This window comes from Pseudomonas sp. P116 (genome assembly GCF_020149425.1).
In the GTDB taxonomy this organism is placed as follows: domain Bacteria; phylum Pseudomonadota; class Gammaproteobacteria; order Pseudomonadales; family Pseudomonadaceae; genus Aquipseudomonas; species Aquipseudomonas anatoliensis.
Window position 1 is genome coordinate 249,150 of record NZ_JACVHB010000007.1, and the last position, 18,482, is coordinate 267,631.

An 18,482-nucleotide genomic window follows, 5' to 3' on the forward strand; every position below is an offset into this window, starting at 1 on the left:
TTTATTCTTTTTCGAGGGTAGGCGAAGGGTTGCATTGCAGTAGCCCGATTTTTTCTCGTCTGGTTTCATGCCGAGGTATCATTAATCATTGCGGCAAAAGTTACAGGTAGTTTATCAGGAACATCATTTCAGAGTTCGCGGTTCCTGCCTTGATGGGGCCGGTTCCCAGATTTATATATTTAGCGGAAAGCGTTTGGATAAAGGTGCCCTGGCTATCTCTTGAGGATAAAGGGTAGGCCTTGTCGAAAGTGATAGCCTTACCCGAATCGTCAGTGATTTGTATGCCGATATTTTTTGCATTAGAAGCGTTATTTAATGAAATAACTCCGTTGTACCCTTCTATCACCTGAGTGAGAGGTTTCAGGCTAAAGGTCAGTCCTTTGGTGCTTTTTGGGCATTCGGTAATCGAGACAGAGAAGCTTTTCGATAGGCCTTCGCCACTCGAATCATAAACTTCATGAATATAACGCTTCCCCATCTCGACCACTACTGGTTGCACTTGGCAAGCGCGCTCATAAAATCCGCTATCGCTGTTGGTTCTGAATATATATGAAGCTATGCCCCCGTCACTTTGCGTAGCGATCTGTCCACTGGGCAACACGTAAGTTGTGTCGATTTTTCCGGTTTTAACGATTCTCAGGGTAAAACGTGTGTGGGTATAACCCCAAATGCCTTCGCCATTGGACGTGGTGCCGTAGGATGTCAATAGATTACCGTCCGAACCTTCGATGCTGAAAGAAAGTCCGGTGGTACCCACTCGAAATAGCCTTTCGCCTGCAGCCGGATTGCTGTATCGGGGAATGACTCCTGAAGGGCTATTGCCGCTGCATATGACGACCGGGTAACGGCTCACTGAAGCAGATGTGGTAAACAATACGGTATTCATAGGAAGACCGGGTTCGATAGCTTGCCAACCTCCACGTCCTGCGAATGTTACAAGCGCAGGGTCCGTACCTTCCTTGAGTCGACAGTTGGCATTAGAGGTATTCCAGAAAAATAATGCAGCCAGCGGAATGAATAAAATAATTATTTTTTTAAGGGGCATGCTAAATCCTTTAGGTTAGTTGATGTCCACTGAGAGAGGCTCTCGCCGGGGTTGTGATACCTGAGGGGTTTTTTTAAGTGGTGCTGGCTGACGGAGTACGCTAATTCTCAGGCAGACAAACTAGTTGGTAGGTCTCGTAGTTTCGGTTTTTATCCTGCGCTGGTAATACATAAGGCGCCTGGCATTGTTTTTCGCCCCATTTTATATTGATCACGCCTTGCTCTTTCTCCATCAATGCCAGCGCTTTCCCACTTGGATCACTGAGCGACAGTTGTTTACCTTGGCTGTCCTCAAGTACTGCGCCAAACGGTAACGGCTGTTTCTGCGCGTCAAACAGTTCAAATTGCACGCGCCGGCCGGTCTTGCCGGCATAACGTGCCTTGACCACCGCACCACGGCGCGGCACGCGTTGTTGGCTGGCGTTGTCGATTTCGAGATCGGCACCGAGGTCGCGGGTGTCCAGGGTGATCCAGTTGACCCGATAGGGTTGCGCACTGGGGATCACCGCATAGCCATTTCGGCCGGTGGTCACACCGCTGTAGCTGCTGATTTTGGCGTCCTTGACCCCCGGCACTTCAACCAGGGCGAAGGTTTCGCCCACCGTCTGGCCAAGGTTTATGCCGCCGGCATGGGCCACAACCGATCCTGATGAATTAAGGCTTTGTGATTTATAACCACGGCCCTCGCTATAGCCCAGGCTCAAGTCGCCCACTGATGTGCGGGTGTTGAGATTGAACGAACCTGAATTTCCGCCACTGGAGCTATTCCCGGCCTGTACGGAGTAGAAGGTATCACCGGTTTCCGAGACATAACCGTTGATACCGGCCTGCGTGCTGCTGTTGTTTTTCTGACGGGTAGTGGTCATGAAAGCGCGGGGCGCGCGAATTTTTCTACCCAGCGGAAAGGAGATCGACAGGCTCATTTGGGTGTCATTGCTGGTCGAACCGTAATAGCCCTGATCCTGGGTATGCGTGACGCCGAAGTTATAATTCAGGTCGCCCCAGTTATTGCTGTAGCCCGCAGAAAAGCTTCGCGAACCGCCACGATTCCAATAGCGTTGATCACTCGCCGTCAGATAGAGATTACCTAGCTGTTGATCCCGGCCAAGGCTCTGGTTGATGGTCAAGTCGGTGCGGGTTTTCGAGCTGCCGCTGTTGCGCGCGCCGTCATCACTGATGGCCTGTACGTGTTCGGGCAGGGTACGAAAACCCTCGGTTGAATAGCGGTAGGCCGCCAGGGTGAAGCTGGTGTTGGTGCCCGTGAACGTTTTCGCATAGAGGGCACGCACGCTGTCACCTTGGGTGGATACCCCGCCAACCTCGCTGGTGGAGTGGGTCATATCCAGTGAAACCGCGCCTAAGGAGGTGTTTTTGCCCATACCCAATCCCAGCGCTTTGTAGCCATCACTGACCTGGACACCGGCTATGCCGGTCAAATTGCTGGTGAGGCCGTACGCCAGTGTGCCACTGACCAGTTGCGGGTTTTTCTCACCCTCGGCGTGGCTGCTGTATTCACCGGCCGAGACGCTGTACTTCAATTGACCTTCACGCACCATGATCGGTAGCGCGGAGAACGCCTGGCGGGTGACGTGACGTGTACCGTCAGCTTCGATGACGGTGATTTCCAGATCACCGTTGGAACCACTGGGGTAAATGTCGCTGATCTCGAACGGCCCCGGCGGCACGTTACTTGTGTAAAGGATGTAGTCGTTCTGGCGGATTTCCACCTTCGCACTCGTCTGCGCTACACCCCGAATCACGGGGGCATAGCCGCGTTCGCTGTCAGCACGCATGCCTTCGTCTGACGCCAGTTTCAGGCCGCGATAGCGCACGCTGTCGAACAGATCCGGATCAGAAAAGATATCGCCTGCGCTGAACTGGCCCTTGATCGCGGTGACGTCATGCTGCAGGTAGGTGCGATTGCTGGTGAAAGTATTCGGGCGTCCGGTGCCGGTGCTGAAGTTGGATTCATTGCGCAGGCGCCAGCCAGCGAGGTTGATGCCGTTGCGCAGCCCCAGGTTGTTGGAAATCTTGACGCCGTAATCGCCAGCATTGCGATTGGTGTTGAGTTGGTAGTTGATGAACGCCGCCGACACGCCTTCGTCCCACAACTCGGGAGCGACATAGCCGCGAAGGCCTTTCTCCATCGACATCTGCGGCACGCTGACGGCCAGGCGCAGGTGACTCGCGTCGTAACGCACGCTGGCCTGATCAATCATGCCGGGCAAGTCATAGCAGGCTTGCGGGTCGTCCGGGGTAAACGTGCCCTGCGCCTGAAGTTTATTCAGATCGATGCCCAGTTGTTTGAGCAGATCAAACGTCAGGCACGGTTCAACCCGACCATTGATCGCGTTGCGCATAAAGTCGATATCGCGCCGACCGACCAGCACTTCATTGCTGTAAAGATCGACCCGATAATTGCCAGGCAGCACGCTGTCGGCTGCCAATAGCAGCTTGAGGTCGACGTTGGACTGCGCACCTTGCAGGAACGTGGTGTTGTAATCGTCCAGTTGCAAATCTTCATCTGCACCCAGCACGAGAGTGGGCAGGCCAATGAAAATGGCCAATGCCAGCGCATTGAATGCTGTCGAATCAAATGCCTTGAGAGCATATGAATTGCACGCGGGCTTCCCTGAACAACTTCCGATTTTGTTTAGAGTGGAAAATGGCATGCAATAAAACCTGTATCGGCGCTCACAACTCAATCGCTGGCCGAGCGCAAGCGAGCACCTGGTTTGAAGGTGCTTGCGCAAGGACTTGTTACTTGGATTCAGTCGGTTCGGCTTTGACGGCTTGGCCGTTGATCAGCGACGCCTGGTAATGACTCATCGCCCCGTAGTCATTGATGCTGGAAAACGTCAGGCTCACCGGGGGACTGCCGGATGGGAAGCGGCTCAGCGAAAACCTGGCTTCTGTTCCCGGCGCGACCATCTTCGAGTCCAATGGAAGTTCACTTCCTTTCGAATCGCGAAGTGTCAGATCGGCCATTGATACGTGGTACGCGCTGGGGTTTTTTACAATAAGAACGGCATTGCCGTTTTCTTGTGTGACTTGCCACTGCAATTGGATCGGCGCCAGTATGGGATCGCCGGGCAGGCCAGGGGGACGGAAAAAAACTTTGATCCGTTGGCGCACGGCCAGTTGCAAGGTATTGGCGGTTTTGGACGCCTGTGGAATCTCTTGGACATTAAGCCAGACCACCGATTCTTTATCGGTCGGCATCCCTTGGCCTTCGTAAAGAATGCGAAGAAGTTGTTGTTCTTTGGCAAATACACGGGCCAATGGCGGTGTGACTGCGAACGGAGTCGCTTTATCACTGGTGTCTTCCCGGTCGATCCAGGATTGAATGAGTGCGTCCTGGTTGCCGTTGCGCACGGTGATGTTGGCTTCTTTATGAGCCCCATCAAACACCACACGCGTGGCACTCAAGGAAATACTGCCCAGTGCCTGCGCACTCACTAGCAGTGCCAGGAAGGCGAAAATGAATTGACGCAACATAGTGGTTACCGCTGTTTCAAGATAAAAGGCGAGGCCGAGGCCTCGCACGAATTCAGGCAGGCGCCAAGGACTTAGTTGTATTCGAGAATGAAGGGCAGGGTGGCATCGCCACGACCGGCAGTAGCGCTGCCTTCCACGCCTGTGGTGACGTAGGCGGCAGAAAAGCTCAGTGTGCTGTCGCCACCGAATTCACCAGCACCATGCATGCCGGCTTCGATACGAGCATCGTTTCTGTTGCTCAGGTTGATTTGCACGCCGTTACTGTCCAGCAACGCGATACCGACGTTGGTTGCCGTGCCGTTGCCAGGGGTCAGTGCCAGCAATTTTTTGTCGTCAGGGACAAAACCAGAGCCGCCGCTGCTCGGATCGAAGATCATCGCGACTTTGGTGCCTTTGTTGCAGTTGACGTTGAGGTTGAAGTGGTTACCGGCGACACGCCCGCCAGCCGGGTTAGCAGCAGTGCCCATGTCTTTGATCGAAACATCGCCCATATTGACAGCGATCACTCGATTGGCATCGCTGCCGTCGACGGAGCAGGCATCGTTGTTGATTACGCCAGTAAAGCTGATTTGGCCGCTGCCACCCTGTGTTGGTTTTACTGGATCTTCTGCGAGCGCGTTGCACGAAGCACCCAGTATGGCGGCAGCGAGAAGGGCGATTGAGAAGTTTTTCATCGTTGTGTCCATTTATATGAAAGTGAAATGTGCTGAATGAAATTGCATGAGCAAGATAGTCAGCGAGCACTTTCGAGGACATCAGACGAATCTTAATAGTCGTGGCCGTTTAATCCCTGTTAGTTAAAAACATTGAGTGCGTGACAATAAGCCAACAAGTCCTGATCGCTAGAAACTTCCAGTTTACGCATGGCCGATATCTTCTGCGCGCTGACTGTTTTGGTACTGCGGTTTTGACTGCGGGCGATATCACTGACGCTTTTTCCAGACACAAACAGCCGCAGAATCTCGAACTCCTTTGGCGACAGGGTTGAAAATCGCTGTTGGATATCGGCGTTGGATTTGATGACAGATTGCGGTACGGGTTGCTGGCTGAGGTATTGGCCTTTGCGGGCAATGGTTTCGAGGGCCAATTGAATCTCATTGTGCAATTGACTCTTTTGAATCACACCGGCCACACCCAACTCATGCAAACGCGTGAGTATCAGTTGATTGGACAGCATGGTCAGTACCAGCACCTGTACCGCAGGGAAGTGTCGCTGCAGATATTCAACCAGCTTCAGGCCATCGCCATAGGGCGAGTCGGCGGGCATGTTGTAGTCGGTAATGACAATGTCTACCGAATGCAGGTTGAGCAGATCGATCAGACCTTGTGAGCAGATGGCTTCACCTACTACGCAAAAGCGACTATCGCGTTCAACCAGTTCGCGCACTCCGAGCAGAACAATCGGGTGATCGTCAGCAATGACTACGTTCAACTTTTTCATGAAAACCAACCCGTGGACGCGTGTATCGATGAGTGAACTGCATGTAAGTCGTTCAAGGGGAAACCTTGTCGAGCAGGTTCTGGATGCGCCGCACCATTTGCCGGACATCAGCCAGCAATGTCGCGGTGACTGCGCCTGATGACAGTCGGCACTCCAACTCAGTGCAAGCATGAGCCAACTCGCCTGCCTGTACGGCGCCCATGGCACCTGCAATGCTGTGAAGCCTTTGTGCCACAGCCAGCATGTCAAGGCTGTCCAGGGCTGAGTTGAGTCGTGCCAGGTCCTCGCGCATTGTCACGGAAAAGATGTTGCGCATTCGCGGCGAAAGCACCACGTTGTCATCAAAAGATTCGGGGTGAACAGAAGTCGAGACTTCACTGACTGACACGGCTTCAACCGGTAACGAGCAAAATCCAAGCAATTGTTCGCGCAATGTTTTGAGGCTCAACGGTTTTACAATCCAGGCATTCATCCCGACCTCAAGGCAGCGGGTGCCTTCTTCACGCATTGCATTAGCCGTGACGCCAATAATAGGTGTGCGCAAATCCAGTTTCCGCAATGCCTTGGCCAGTTCATAACCGTTCATTACGGGCATGTTGACGTCAGTCAAAACCAGGTCGAAAGCCCGCTCGCGCCACTGCTCCAACGCTTGCTCGCCATTGGCCGCAACGCAGACGCTACAGCCCAGTGCTTCCAGTTGTTCTTTGATGATCGCCTGGTTGATCGGATTGTCCTCGGCGACCAGAATCCGCAACTCAAGCGGTGTTTGGGCAGGGCGTGCCAGTTCGGTCGCGTCTACCACCTTGCCTTTTTGCACCAGACTGACCGCCCGGGCGATCGCTCGGATGTCGTACAAATCGACATCTGGCGTATCTGCAATCGTTTCAGGCTGATTGAGTCCATTTATCCGGCAGACAATCCGCGAGCCCTGCCAGGCCGCGACGTTGTAGGATGGAAGAATGTCAACCAGGACCGCGCCAGGCTCAACAGTCAGGTTATCGCTGAGTGGGCGGGCCATCAGTCCGAAACGATTGAGCCAAGCGCAGACATTCTCTGCCAGTTCCGGCACTGGGGCGCGAACGAGGACAGTCGCCGGGCTTGGCGTGATGTCCATACAATCGGTCAATTCGCCGGGCAGTCCCTTGAGCCTCAGGTCCAGCGAAAAACTGCTACCAAGCCCCGGCTCACTGATGACGGTCAACTCGCCATTCATCATTGCGCAAAGCCTTTGACAGATCGCCAGCCCCAAACCGGCCCCGGCCTCGCTGGAGGCGTCGCGTACTTGAAAGAACGGCGTGAACAACTGAGTTTGTTGTGCCTGAGCGATACCTATTCCGGAGTCGCTTACTTGCCATTGCACCGAAACTTGATCCAGGTCGCTGGCCAGCACCCGAGTACGCAGGACAACCCGGCCTGAGTCGGTGAATTTGATCGCGTTGCTCACCAGATTGTTGAGGATCTGACGGATGCGCACCGGGTCACCCTGCAACCGATTGGGCAGGGCGGGATCGGTGCACGCACAGAGCAGCAGCCCCTTGCGCTGGGCGAATGCGGCATACGTATGCAGCGTGTCCTCGATCAGTTGCAGGGGGCAAAAACCGATGGACTCGATCAGCATTTGTCCGGATTCGATCTTGGAAACGTCCAGCACATCGCTGATCAACTGAAACAATGTGGTCGATGAGCGTTGAATGGTCTGTAGATAGTCCTCTTGACGTGCGCTCAGGCTGGTCATGCCAAGTAACTCAAGCGTGCCCAGAACGCCGTAGAGCGGGGTGCGGATTTCGTGGCTCATTGTCGCCAGGAACCGGGTCTTGGCCTGGTTCGCCAAATCGGCCGTTCGCCGAGCCTTTTCCAGGGCCAAGGCATCCTGGACGTGGCGCGTGATGTCATTGAACGCGCAAAGTAGTACGTCCTGCCCTTGATAACGGGTCGAAATAAAGCCGACATGTAAGTGCCGGCCTTCGATGTCCAGGCGCGTTTCACCGACATCGGCCAGATCGTGATGGCGGTCCAGCACCGCTACCAGTTTTGCGGTGCCTTGCCACTGCTGGGCACGCTGGTTTTCCAGCAGCACTTTGAAATCGGTGCGCCGCACCACACACAATCCGGTGGGGGCGGTATCGATCACCGCACGGCTGAACGCTTCGCTTTCGGCGATGCTTTGATGCGCTTTTTCGGCTGGCTGAACGACGCGAATCCTGTACCAGCGACTGATCATCCAACTGATACCCGCCCCGCCCAGTAACAACATCAGCAGGCCAACCAACGGCCACATCAGTTGCCCGAAGTAACTCTTGAAGCTGATGGTATAAATGGCTGTCCAGGGTTGCTCCGTTTTAGCCACGACCTTGAACACCATGCCATTGCGATTGATGTTCAGACCTTCATGCAGTGTTCGATCGGAATTGATGGAACCGATGACCGCACGACCGTCGGGGGTTATCAACGTGAAACTGTCGTAAATCGACCATTCCATGATGCGTTCAACATCATTGACCTGGTTCATGTTCAATAGCGACGCCACCACGCTCGACTCACTGGTCCCATTGATTTTCCGTTCGTTGGGATCAAGCTGAATATTGATATAGGCGAGCATTTCGGTTGAGCGCGGGTAATCGTCGGGCACGTTGTAGGCTTCCCAGTGCACCCGACCATCGGCGAGTCCGTTGTTCTTCACTTTGAGGTGTCGGGCCACGCGCGCGACGATCGTATTAAGCGGTTCCTCACTTTCTTTTGTGCCGGCGTGCAGAACGCCGTTGGATGGAACGGTGATGTCGAAGTTGTCATTGTCGTTGTACAAGAAGATTTGCGGCGATTGATAGTGCGACGTCGACCAAAAGGCGCTGTAAAGACTCGAAAGGTGGACGCCGAGGGTGAACACTTTAGGCAGTTCACTTTCCTTGAGTTTTTGATGGTTGAAACTCAGGCCGAAAGGAACGGAATAGGGGAACTCATAACCTTCGTAAATATTCGGGCCTTCGGTTGGCAGCTGTCTGGCGCTATAACGCGCATTCAAACCCTTGTAGAACATTTCCCCTCTTACACTTTGCTGCGCTACTTCACGCAGAAACGCTTCATGCCGCTGCACATTCTCCATCAAGCGAGCAAAGTGAAATCGCACGGTGTCGTTTTGCTCCCTGAGCAAACGCTGGAAAGCCCAATAGCTGAATCCCACCAACAGGATGGCAATGCCCAACAACACCAGCAGCACTTTGTTCAGGCGCATGGAGCTTCGGGAAAGGTTTTCAAGCAAGGAGGGATTGTGTTTCATGTTCGGTCATTTCCAAAGGGCATGCAGGTGCCTCGTTGAAGGGCATCTTGTCTCTAAGCTCCTTTTTTCATTGGCTTGAGACCGGCTGCACCGTAGCGTTTTGCGGGGCTGTCCGACCATAGGGCAGCAAGCAATTGAACAGCGCTCGCAATGCAAACGGCTTGACCAAGCAGTGGTCCATTCCTGCTTCAAGGCACAACGCTTCTTCGCCGCGCATGGCATTGGCCGTCGCGCCGATGATGGGTTGTACATAGCCTAGACGTCGTAATTCTTTTGCCAACTCGTAGCCGTTGAGTTTCGGCATATTTACATCACTGAGCACAACATCGAAGGTGCCGGCTTTCCAGAGTGCCAAAGCTTCTTCACCGTTGCAGGCCAACTCCACCGAGCAACCTAATTCTTCGAGTTGATCACGAAGAATCAGCTGGTTGATGTCATTGTCTTCAGCAACCAAGAGATGCAGATTGAGTTTTTTCAAAGCGCTGGTCGTCAAGCTTTGTGTGGTCTGGTCGACCCACAGGCCTTGTGCCTGGCTGACAGCCTGGTGAATGGCATACAGGTGGCTGACATTGACGTACCGGCATTCGGGCTGCGATGCAGGCGTATTGCGCAGGTTGGCGGTGGCGATTATAAGTGGACCGCACCAATTCGGCACCAGGCGTTTTTCAACATCACCCGCATGCAGCTCGATCAACAGGCTGCCACTTGCCGCTGTGGTGTTTCCAAGGGGCGCCACCTGAGCCCGTGCCCCCCACCGACGCAACCAGCCCGCGATGGACTCGTTCAACTCTCGCACCGCAGACGCCACATAGATTGTGTTCGGAAGCAAACTATTCGTTGCCGGCAACGATCGGGTGACGATGTCGAGTGGCAACGTCAGCGTAAAACTGCTGCCCAGTCCCTTTTCACTTACCATACGCAGTGTGCCTTTCATCAGCTGCGTCAGGCGTTTGCAGATCGGCAGGCCCAAACCGGTTCCGGCGACGACATTGGTATTGCCTTCAGTCTGATAGAACGGCTCGAAAATATGGGCCTGGTCATCCCGGGAAATACCTCGGCCGGTGTCTGTCACTTGCCACGCCACCTGTGCTTGTTCGTCAGCACAGTCGAGTAGCCTGACCCGCAAAACCACCCGCCCTGAATCAGTGAACTTGACTGCGTTGCTCAGCAGATTATTCAAAATCTGCCGGATACGTGTGACGTCGCCAATCAATCGCTCGGGCATTTGTGGATCCATGCACGCATACAACCGGACGCCTTTTCGCTGCGCCGCCGCCGCGTAAGCCTGAATGGCCTCGTATACCAATTCCGTCGGGGCAAACTCGTGCAGTTCGAGGGCCAGTTGACCTGCCTCGATCTTCGATACGTCCAGGACATCGCAGATCAATTGCAACAAGGTCGCGGATGAACCTTCGATGGCACGCAAATACCCTTTCTGTTGGGTGTCCAGCCGAGTCCGGCCCAAGAGTTCCAGTGTTCCCAACACGCCATACAGTGGGGTACGGATTTCGTGGCTCATGGTTGCCAGAAACAAGGTTTTGGCTTCATTCGCCGCGTCAGCCAATCGCCGCGCCTCTTCAAGCGCCGCCTCGACTTGCTTGCGCGCACTGATATCGCTGAATGCGCAGAACAACACGTCTTCACTTTTGTAGCGAGTCGGTGCGCTGCTCAAATAAAGGTGGCGTCCGTCGGCTGTGGAAAAATAGTCACTGCGAATGGGTTGCGTCGCATCAAACGCTTGCTCGATCCAGCTTTTGCAGAGCATTTCGCGCTCAACACCACTGCCCAGCCAACGCTCGGACAAGGTGTTTTCGAGCATCACCTGGCCGTCAGTGCGCCGCAATACGCAAAGTGCGACGGGCGCGGTTTGAATCACGTCACGGCTGAATGCTTCACTCTCGATCAGTGCCTGCAAACGGTTGAGTGCCGGTGTAATAAACCTGTGCTCGACCCGACGAATCAATAGCCAGATCAAAACCATGCTTGCCAGGCAGAACGCCAATGTCGCGATCAGTTGCGGCAATAAAGCCTTCAGCAGATCCAGCAAGTCGAACGAGTACACCAATTGCCAGTCCGTGGATTTCAACTGCTTGCGGATCACCAGATGATCGGGAAGCCAGCCGCTGCCCACAAAACCGAAGTAGTTGTTCTCATGCGATCGGCTCAACGTCTCGCCGAGTCGGTGCGCAGGGGTGTTGGCAAACAGCAGAGAACCTTGGGAGTTGAGCATCATGAACGTGCCGGCGCTTTGATCGTTCAGGGCTGCGGAGATTTCTGCACCCTCCATTTCCAGACCGAGCCAGCCTGAGTCTTTCACGCCATCATCCAGACGGATGAAGATGTACAACTGCGAAGCGCTTGCCGCTTGGTCAGTCAACCACAACTCCTGATCCCGTTCCGGCAATTGGTCATTCAATGCGGACAGTTGATCCAGGATCGACCGGGGAAGCCGCGGAAGATTCGCACTGGCGGTATACAGGCGATTCACCTGAGGATTCGCTTCGGCGGAAACATAAATCAGATTCAGCTGATTACGCTGCATGTAATCGAGCATTCTGCGTGTCAGCCAGAGGGTCCACTGAGCTCCGCCGGAAATGCCCAATTGAACAGAATGGTCCTCAATCGACGGCGAGTAGGAGAGTGGGGTGGCCATCATCGGCTTGCATACGGCTGAAAGCCCCAAGCTCTCAAGCAAGGACTCGCGGCTGGTAAAAAATGTCTGCGCCTCTGCTACCGCGCTGCTCATATAGCTGCGGCGCTGGGAAATATCGTTGGCGAGGGTGGAGCGCAAGAAGTTGTACGAAGCGCTGAGGATCCCGGCCATCAGGACCAGCGCAAACAGACGAAGCAGCCGGCGGGCTGCTTCGGGACTGGATAAGAACGGGTTGATCTGATGCAGGTAACTTTTGAGTCTCATTACCCCACTGTAAGGACTGTGTCATCCGCGGGGCATAAGACGATTCTTAAAGTGGCGTTTTTGTGAGCCTCTTCACCCACATTGTCGGTCACCCGTTTCAGAAGCCCATCGGGTACTGAACCACCACATAGATCCGATCAATATCATCCCCCGCTTGAGCTTCATTGGCCCGGTGTGAAACATGCGATACCTGCACCGACAAATCCTTCGCCGCACCCGACTGCACGATGTATTTCAAATCAATGTCGCGCTCCCAGTGTTTACCGCCATCGCCTTGCTGCGGCTGGTATTCGCCGCTATCGGCATCAAACGGATTGTAGGCACCACCCTTGGGCGCATGGGTGCCATCGATGTGGCTGCCGGAGACGTAGCGGGTCATGAACTTGAGGCCGGGAATGCCAAAGGCGCCGAGGTCGAGGTCGTAGCGTGCTTGCCACGAACGTTCACCGGCACCGTTGAAGTCGGCGTATTTGATCGAGTTGGCTAGGTAGATCGAGTCGCCGCCGACGAAATCGAACGGTGTGTTGCCATTGATCCGCTGCCAGCCGAGCATTACTGCATGCGGGCCGAGGGTGTATTTGCTCGAAAGGCTGAACGCGGTGTTGTCGATTGTCCCGGCCAGCGCCTGCCCGGTGTCGCGGGTGTGGTAGAGGTTGGCGTCGAGCAACAGGCCGGGTTGCTTGAAATGCAGGTTGCCGTAGTACTGATGCCAGGTGTCGGTCAGCTCGGAGGCATACAGCGCGCCGCCCAGCGGACTATCAGCAAACAGATCGGCACCGACAAAGCTGATGGCGCCGGATTCTGTGCTGGCACCGTACCCGTAAAAATCATCTTTTCCGCTAGAACCATCCTGATTCTTGAATGCCGTGAAATGCCCGGCCTGTAGATTGACGTTGTCGATCTCCCGGCTGCTGAGCAGAAACCCTGTGGCGTATTCCGGTTGCAGGCGTTTATCGGAGGTGTCGAATACAGGGGTTTCGACGGTCATTTCGCCGAACGCCAGGGTGGTGCGCGAAGCCTTCAACTTGAGGGCGCCGCCGGCGCTGGAGTAGTCGTTTTCGCTGCGGCCATCGCTGTCGACCGGCAACAACCCCGTGCCAGAATGGCCCTTGCCGCCATCGAGTTTCAGTCCGAAAAATGCGTGTGCATCGACGCCGAGTCCAATGGTACCGGGTGTGAAACCAGATGAGAAAGTGCCGATAAACCCTTGAGCCCATTCCTGTTTATAGTTTTTCCCGGTAGGTGAGGGCGAGCGGTAGTCGTTGCTCAGGTAGAAGTTGCGGCTGAGCACTTCAGATTTGGAATCGTCGAAAAAACCGTCCGCTGCCGCTGTTTGTGTCAGGCCGCATAACAGCATAAGTAGCGTCATACGCGTAAGTGCGCGATCAATCATGGTCGGTGGCCAACATTCAAGGGTTGACGCTGATGATCAAGGGACTTTGAGCGAAGGGATTGAGGCGATGTGCTGTGCGGAACACAAAACCTTGTAGGAGCTGCGGCACGCTGCGATCTTTTGATTTTGATTGCAAAAAAAGAAAGATCAAAAGATCGCAGCGTGCCGCAGCTCCTACAGGGGTATCGTCGTTAGCGTTATGACAACGGCGGGGTGCGTGGCGGGATCATTCGTTTGCTGCCCGTCGATTCAAACGCCGCGGCCAGGCGCAGCAGGCTGGAGTCGTCGTAGGCGCGGCCGGCGAAGGTCAGGCCGACCGGCATGCCGATGTCGGCCATCACGCCCATCGGCACGGTGACGGTGGGCACGCCCAGGTGGCGGATCGCGAGGTTGCCGTTGGCGACCCAGATGCCGTTGCTCCAGGCGATGTCGGCGGACTCAGGGTTCACATCCGCATCCGCCGGGGCGACATCGGCGACGGTCGGGAACAGCACGGCGTCGAGGCCCAGCTTATCCATCCAGTCCTCAAGGTCGATGCGCCGGGTTTGTTCCAGACCGCGTAAGCCATCGGGAACAGTGGAGATTTCATTCCAAGGCGTGATGCCACGCTCGGCCATGCGTACGTACTCGTCCATACCGGCAACGAGATCGCCCTCACGGTTGGGCAGAGTGCCCGGCTCGTGCGGGAAGATTTTCGCGCCGTCGACGTCCACCAGACGATTGAGCTTCGGGTCGCCGTTGGCTTGCAGGAAGTCGTCGAACGCCCAGGCAGTCAGGTCCCACAGTTCATGGTGGAGGAACTCTTTGGACACCAGCCCACGAGTGAACACGGTCGGTGCGCCGGGACGGTCGCCTTCGCAGTTGGAGACCAGCGGGAAGTCGGTTTCGATCACTTCGGCACCGGCAGCTTCCAGTGCCTGACGCGCCTGTTTCCACAGATCGATCACCGACGCGCGCGTGTTGATGCGTTGGCCAGTCGGGCCGCCGATGCCCGGCGCTTCGCTGGTGCCAGCGTCAGGGTCGGCGTTGATGAACATGCGCGGCACGGCGAAACGCTTGCCAGCCAGTGCGGTGCGGTCGGCAGCCAGTTCAGCGTAAGCGGCAGGGCGTACGGTGCTGACACTCGGGATCGGCACCCAAGGTTGCAGGCGCCACAGATCGCCGCGTGTATCCGGGTCTTCGGCGACGACGATGTCGAGGACTTCGAGCAAGTCAGCCATGGTGCGTGCGTACGGCACCACGACATCCATGGTCGGGGTCAGTGGCCAGTTGCCGCGCACCGAAATCACACCGCGCGACGGGGTGTAGGCACACAGACCATTGTTCGACGCAGGGCCGCGTCCGCTCGACCAGGTTTCTTCGGCCAGGCCGAATGCAGCAAAACTCGCAGCCGTGGCGGTACCGGCGCCATTGGACGAACCGGAGGCGAACGGTGCGGTGAGGAAGTCGGCGTTGTACGGGCTCTCGGCGCGGCCATAAACCCCGCGCTGCATGCCGCCATTGGCCATCGGTGGCATGTTGGTCTTGCCCAGGCAAATCGCCCCGGCACCGCGCAGGCGCTCGATGGTGAACGCGTCGCGATGGGCGACCAGATCAACGAAGGCCGGGCTGCCGGACGCGGCGGTCAGGCCCTTGACCAGATAACTGTCCTTGGCGGTGTAAGGAATGCCGTCGAGCGGGCTCAGGGTTTTGCCTTTGGCGCGGCGGGCGTCGGCGGCCCGGGCTTCGTTCAGCGCTTCGGGGTTGCGCACGACAACCGCGTTGAGCGCTGTCGCCGTGTCGGCGCCGTCGTAGGCATCGATGCGAGCGAGATAGGCCTGCACCAGCTCAAGCGATGTGGTCTGACCGGACTCAAGCGCAGCGCGCAGTTGGGCGATGGAAACTTCAGTGACTTCGATCATGCGTTCACCGCCGATTGCAGTTGAGCGTCATGGTTTTTTGCAGAGCTATTCATATCAGTTCTCGTGCACGGCTTTAGCGACAAGGTTAAGACTGGCGCCTATTTAACACCATGCCGGGCGCGGAGTAATCGGCGGGATGGTTTTTGTCCATCGATGCCTCCTTGGCGGACCCATCAATCAAACAGGAAGAATGCAAGGAGGTGATCTAGGCTCAGCGCAGTCCGACCGATGCGCTTGACAGGGGAACCACTGTGGAAGAGAAACCGCTGATCGCATTCAACAGTTCCAGAACTTTGCTTGACGTGCTGATCCGTGCGGGGTTGATCGTCATGCTGGTGCTGTTCTGTTACGACATTTTCCATCCGTTCCTCAATGTGATGCTCTGGGCGCTGATCCTGGCCGTCACCCTGTACCCGCTGAACAGAATGCTCGGCGCCAGACTCGGTCAACGTTACGGCTGGGCCGCGGTCATTGTGGTGGTGCTGGGGCTGCTGATCCTGATGGTGCCGTTGAGTCTGCTGGGCGCATCGGTGGCCGAGTCGGTGAAGGGCGGGATGCAGGTGCTTGAAAGCGGCCATTTCGAAATCCCGCCGCCGCCGGCCAATGTCGAGACCTGGCCGCTGATCGGGCCACCGATTTTCGGTATCTGGCAGCACGCCTCGCAGGATCTGAGCTGGGCCTTCCAGGAACTGGCGCCGCACCTCAAGGAATGGGGCAGAGTGATGCTGCACCAGGCGGCCGGGGTGGGAGCGGGCATTGTGGTGTTCGTCGTAGCGTTGATCGTTGCCGGGTTGATCATGACTTACGGTGAAAGCGGCCATCGCACCGCCGTCGCCGTCACCACGCGGATTTCCGGGCCCGCGCGTGGGCCGCAGATTGCCCAATTGTGCACGGCGACCATTCGCGCTGTAGCTCAGGGCGTGGTGGGCATCGCTTTTATCCAAATGCTGCTGATCGGCGTCGCCCTGGTGATCATGGGCGTACCGGCGGCCGGCATATTGGCGCTATTGGTGCTGTTGCTGGGCATCACCCAATTGCCGGTGCTGTTGATCACGCTGCCTGTGGTGATTTTTGTTTTTGCCCAGCAAGGGGTCAGCGCCGCGACGGTGATCTTTGGCGTGTGGATGGTGGTTGCCGGGCTTTCCGACAATGTGCTCAAACCGATGCTGCTGGGACGCGGCGTGGCCGTGCCGATGCCCGTCGTGTTGATCGGCGCCCTCGGCGGCATGGTGACCAGCGGGATTATCGGGTTGTTTACCGGGCCGGTGATTCTGGCGGTCGGTTATGAGTTGTTTATCGGTTGGGTGTATCAACCCGCCGACGTTGCCCAGGTACTGGAACCGCCCCCAGAGCAAACTCTGCCCTGATTCGCGCGGTGCTGAGAGGCTGCGGCAGCCCGGGCAGGTTTCTACACCGGGCTACGCAGACGTCATGTTGCCTTAGTTGATCCGTGGATGCTGTTGCACCAGGTTCTTGCGCTTGGCTTCCAGTTCGGCAATTTCAGCATCGATGTCTTCGATCTTCTGCTCGATATTGTCGTGATGCTCTTGCAGCAGCTCCTTCGCCTCTGCGAGGTCAGAGGCTGCCGGGGCGGCGCCACGCAACGGTTTGTTCGCCGTCTCCTTCATGGTCAGGCCGGTGACCAGACCGACCACGGCAACTACCATCAGGTAGTAAGCCGGCATGTAAAGGTCGTTGGTGCTTTCCACCAGCCAGGCCACGACGGTCGGCGTCAGGCCGGCGATCAACACCGAAATATTGAAAGACGCCGCCAGTGCGCTGTAGCGAATATGCGTGGGGAACATGGCCGGCAGGGTCGAGGCCATCACGCCGATGAAGAAGTTCAGCAACACCGCCAGCATCAGCAGCCCGGCGAAGATCAGGCCGATCTTGCCGCTGTTGATCAGCATGAACGCCGGAATGGCGAGAATGAACAGGCCAATGCTGCCGATGACGATGAAAGGCTTGCGGCCGATCTTGTCGCTGACAAAACCAATCAGCGGCTGCACGAACAGCATGCCGACCATGATCGCGATGATGATCAACACGCCACGATTTTCGCTGTAGTGCAGGTTATGCGAAAGGTAACTCGGCATGTAAGTGAGCAGCATGTAGTAGGTGACGTTGGTCACCGCTACCACTCCCACGCAGGTCATCAGGCTGCGCCAGTGCTTGGTGGCGATTTCCTTGAACGACACCTTCGGGCCACGGGCCAGACCTTCGCGGTCGCCTTGTTCGAGCTTCTCCACGTGCTGCTGGAACGCTGGTGTCTCTTCGAGCGCGTGACGCAGATAGAGACCGATCATGCCCAATGGCAGGGCGAGGAAGAACGGCAGACGCCAGCCCCATTCGAGAAACTTCTCTTCACCGATAATCGCCGAGATCATCACCACCACACCGGCGCCAAGGACGAAACCGGCAATCGAACCGAAGTCCAGCCAACTGCCGAGGAAGCCGCGTTTGCGGTCCGGCGCGTATTCGGCGACGAAGATCGAGGCACCGGTGTACTCGCCACCGACGGAGAAGCCTTGAGCCATTTTCGCCAGCAACAGCAGGATCGGCGCCCAGATACCTATGGAGTCATAGGAGGGGATCAGGCCGATGGCGAAGGTGCTCAGGGACATGATGACGATGGTCGCGGCGAGGACTTTCTGTCGTCCGTACTTGTCGCCCAACGCGCCGAAAAACAGGCCGCCCAGCGGCCGGATCAGGAAAGGCACGGAGAACGTCGCCAACGCCGCGATCATCTGTACGCCAGGGTCGGCGCCGGGGAAGAAGATTTTGCCGAGTGCATAGGCGACAAAGCCGTAGACGCCAAAGTCGAACCATTCCATGGCATTGCCGAGTGCAGCGGCCGTAATGGCTTTGCGCATCTTGACGTCGTCGACGATGGTGATGTCTTTCAGACCAATCGGTTTGACGCTGCTTTTACGTGATTTCATCCGGGTATTCTCTTTACTGATCCATCTTGTTACGCCGATGCCATCTATTTGATGGCGCGTGCTTAATGGGTC

General features: G+C 56.3%; 12 protein-coding genes. 2 read left to right on the forward strand and 10 right to left on the reverse strand.

The window, feature by feature from the left end; all coding sequences use genetic code 11:
* Positions 1-100: 100 nt before the first annotated feature.
* From ICA15_RS23005 to ICA15_RS23030, 6 genes are all read right to left on the reverse strand, one after another.
* Positions 101-1,045 carry a fimbrial protein gene (locus ICA15_RS23005; protein WP_210554735.1) on the reverse strand — a complete coding sequence of 315 codons (945 nt, stop codon included), beginning with the start codon at positions 1,043-1,045 and terminating at the stop codon, positions 101-103.
* A gap of 100 nt (positions 1,046-1,145) precedes the next feature.
* Entirely contained in the window at positions 1,146-3,716 is a 2,571-nt protein-coding gene (locus ICA15_RS23010) for a fimbria/pilus outer membrane usher protein (RefSeq protein WP_210554736.1), read from the reverse strand.
* An 88-nt stretch (positions 3,717-3,804) separates the two neighbouring features.
* Complete coding sequence (locus ICA15_RS23015) at positions 3,805-4,542, reverse strand: molecular chaperone (RefSeq protein WP_210554737.1); 738 nt, start codon at positions 4,540-4,542, stop codon at positions 3,805-3,807.
* Positions 4,543-4,613: 71 nt separating this feature from the next.
* Positions 4,614-5,216, reverse strand: a complete 603-nt coding sequence (locus tag ICA15_RS23020; protein WP_210554738.1) for a fimbrial protein — start codon at positions 5,214-5,216, stop codon at positions 4,614-4,616.
* A 119-nt stretch (positions 5,217-5,335) separates the two neighbouring features.
* Positions 5,336-5,983 (reverse strand): response regulator, encoded by a 648-nt coding sequence (locus ICA15_RS23025; protein ID WP_210554739.1) that lies wholly within the window; start codon positions 5,981-5,983, stop codon positions 5,336-5,338.
* A gap of 52 nt (positions 5,984-6,035) precedes the next feature.
* Entirely contained in the window at positions 6,036-8,867 is a 2,832-nt protein-coding gene (locus ICA15_RS23030; protein ID WP_224450906.1) for a hybrid sensor histidine kinase/response regulator, read from the reverse strand.
* A gap of 30 nt (positions 8,868-8,897) precedes the next feature.
* Between ICA15_RS23030 and ICA15_RS23035 the strand changes: the two genes are divergently transcribed.
* On the forward strand, positions 8,898-9,296 hold the full coding sequence (locus ICA15_RS23035; protein WP_224450907.1) for a hypothetical protein: 399 nt from the start codon (positions 8,898-8,900) through the stop codon (positions 9,294-9,296).
* A gap of 28 nt (positions 9,297-9,324) precedes the next feature.
* Here ICA15_RS23035 and ICA15_RS23040 read toward each other — a convergent pair whose 3' ends face one another.
* The 3 genes from ICA15_RS23040 to ICA15_RS23050 form a co-directional block, all read right to left on the reverse strand.
* On the reverse strand, positions 9,325-12,174 hold the full coding sequence (locus ICA15_RS23040) for an ATP-binding protein (RefSeq protein ID WP_210554741.1): 2,850 nt from the start codon (positions 12,172-12,174) through the stop codon (positions 9,325-9,327).
* Between the two features lie 97 nt (positions 12,175-12,271).
* The gene (locus ICA15_RS23045) at positions 12,272-13,567 is read right to left on the reverse strand and encodes an OprD family porin (protein ID WP_210554742.1); all 1,296 of its coding nucleotides are present in this window, start codon (positions 13,565-13,567) and stop codon (positions 12,272-12,274) included.
* Between the two features lie 197 nt (positions 13,568-13,764).
* A complete protein-coding gene (locus tag ICA15_RS23050) occupies positions 13,765-15,468 on the reverse strand; it encodes an amidase (RefSeq protein ID WP_210554743.1) in 1,704 nt (567 codons plus the stop codon).
* A gap of 251 nt (positions 15,469-15,719) precedes the next feature.
* On the opposite strand from ICA15_RS23050, the gene ICA15_RS23055 reads away from it, so the two are divergent.
* Positions 15,720-16,835, forward strand: a complete 1,116-nt coding sequence (locus tag ICA15_RS23055) for an AI-2E family transporter (RefSeq protein WP_150615679.1) — start codon at positions 15,720-15,722, stop codon at positions 16,833-16,835.
* A 72-nt stretch (positions 16,836-16,907) separates the two neighbouring features.
* On the opposite strand, the gene proP is transcribed toward ICA15_RS23055, so the two are convergent.
* On the reverse strand, positions 16,908-18,410 hold the full coding sequence (gene proP / locus ICA15_RS23060) for a glycine betaine/L-proline transporter ProP (RefSeq protein ID WP_150603444.1): 1,503 nt from the start codon (positions 18,408-18,410) through the stop codon (positions 16,908-16,910).
* Positions 18,411-18,482 lie beyond the last annotated feature (72 nt).

What these genes read in the sequence shown, in the direction of transcription:
- ICA15_RS23050 (WP_210554743.1), bottom strand. Translation starts at nt 15,468, where the DNA reads ATGATCGAAGTCACTGAAGTTTCCATCGCCCAACTGCGCGCTGCGCTT.
- proP (WP_150603444.1), bottom strand. Translation starts at nt 18,410, where the DNA reads ATGAAATCACGTAAAAGCAGCGTCAAACCGATTGGTCTGAAAGACATC.
- ICA15_RS23005 (WP_210554735.1), bottom strand. Translation starts at nt 1,045, where the DNA reads ATGCCCCTTAAAAAAATAATTATTTTATTCATTCCGCTGGCTGCATTA.
- ICA15_RS23025 (WP_210554739.1), bottom strand. Translation starts at nt 5,983, where the DNA reads ATGAAAAAGTTGAACGTAGTCATTGCTGACGATCACCCGATTGTTCTG.
- ICA15_RS23015 (WP_210554737.1), bottom strand. Translation starts at nt 4,542, where the DNA reads ATGTTGCGTCAATTCATTTTCGCCTTCCTGGCACTGCTAGTGAGTGCG.
- ICA15_RS23010 (WP_210554736.1), bottom strand. Translation starts at nt 3,716, where the DNA reads ATGCCATTTTCCACTCTAAACAAAATCGGAAGTTGTTCAGGGAAGCCC.
- ICA15_RS23045 (WP_210554742.1), bottom strand. Translation starts at nt 13,567, where the DNA reads ATGATTGATCGCGCACTTACGCGTATGACGCTACTTATGCTGTTATGC.
- ICA15_RS23040 (WP_210554741.1), bottom strand. Translation starts at nt 12,174, where the DNA reads ATGAGACTCAAAAGTTACCTGCATCAGATCAACCCGTTCTTATCCAGT.
- ICA15_RS23035 (WP_224450907.1), top strand. Translation starts at nt 8,898, where the DNA reads ATGGTTGAAACTCAGGCCGAAAGGAACGGAATAGGGGAACTCATAACC.
- ICA15_RS23020 (WP_210554738.1), bottom strand. Translation starts at nt 5,216, where the DNA reads ATGAAAAACTTCTCAATCGCCCTTCTCGCTGCCGCCATACTGGGTGCT.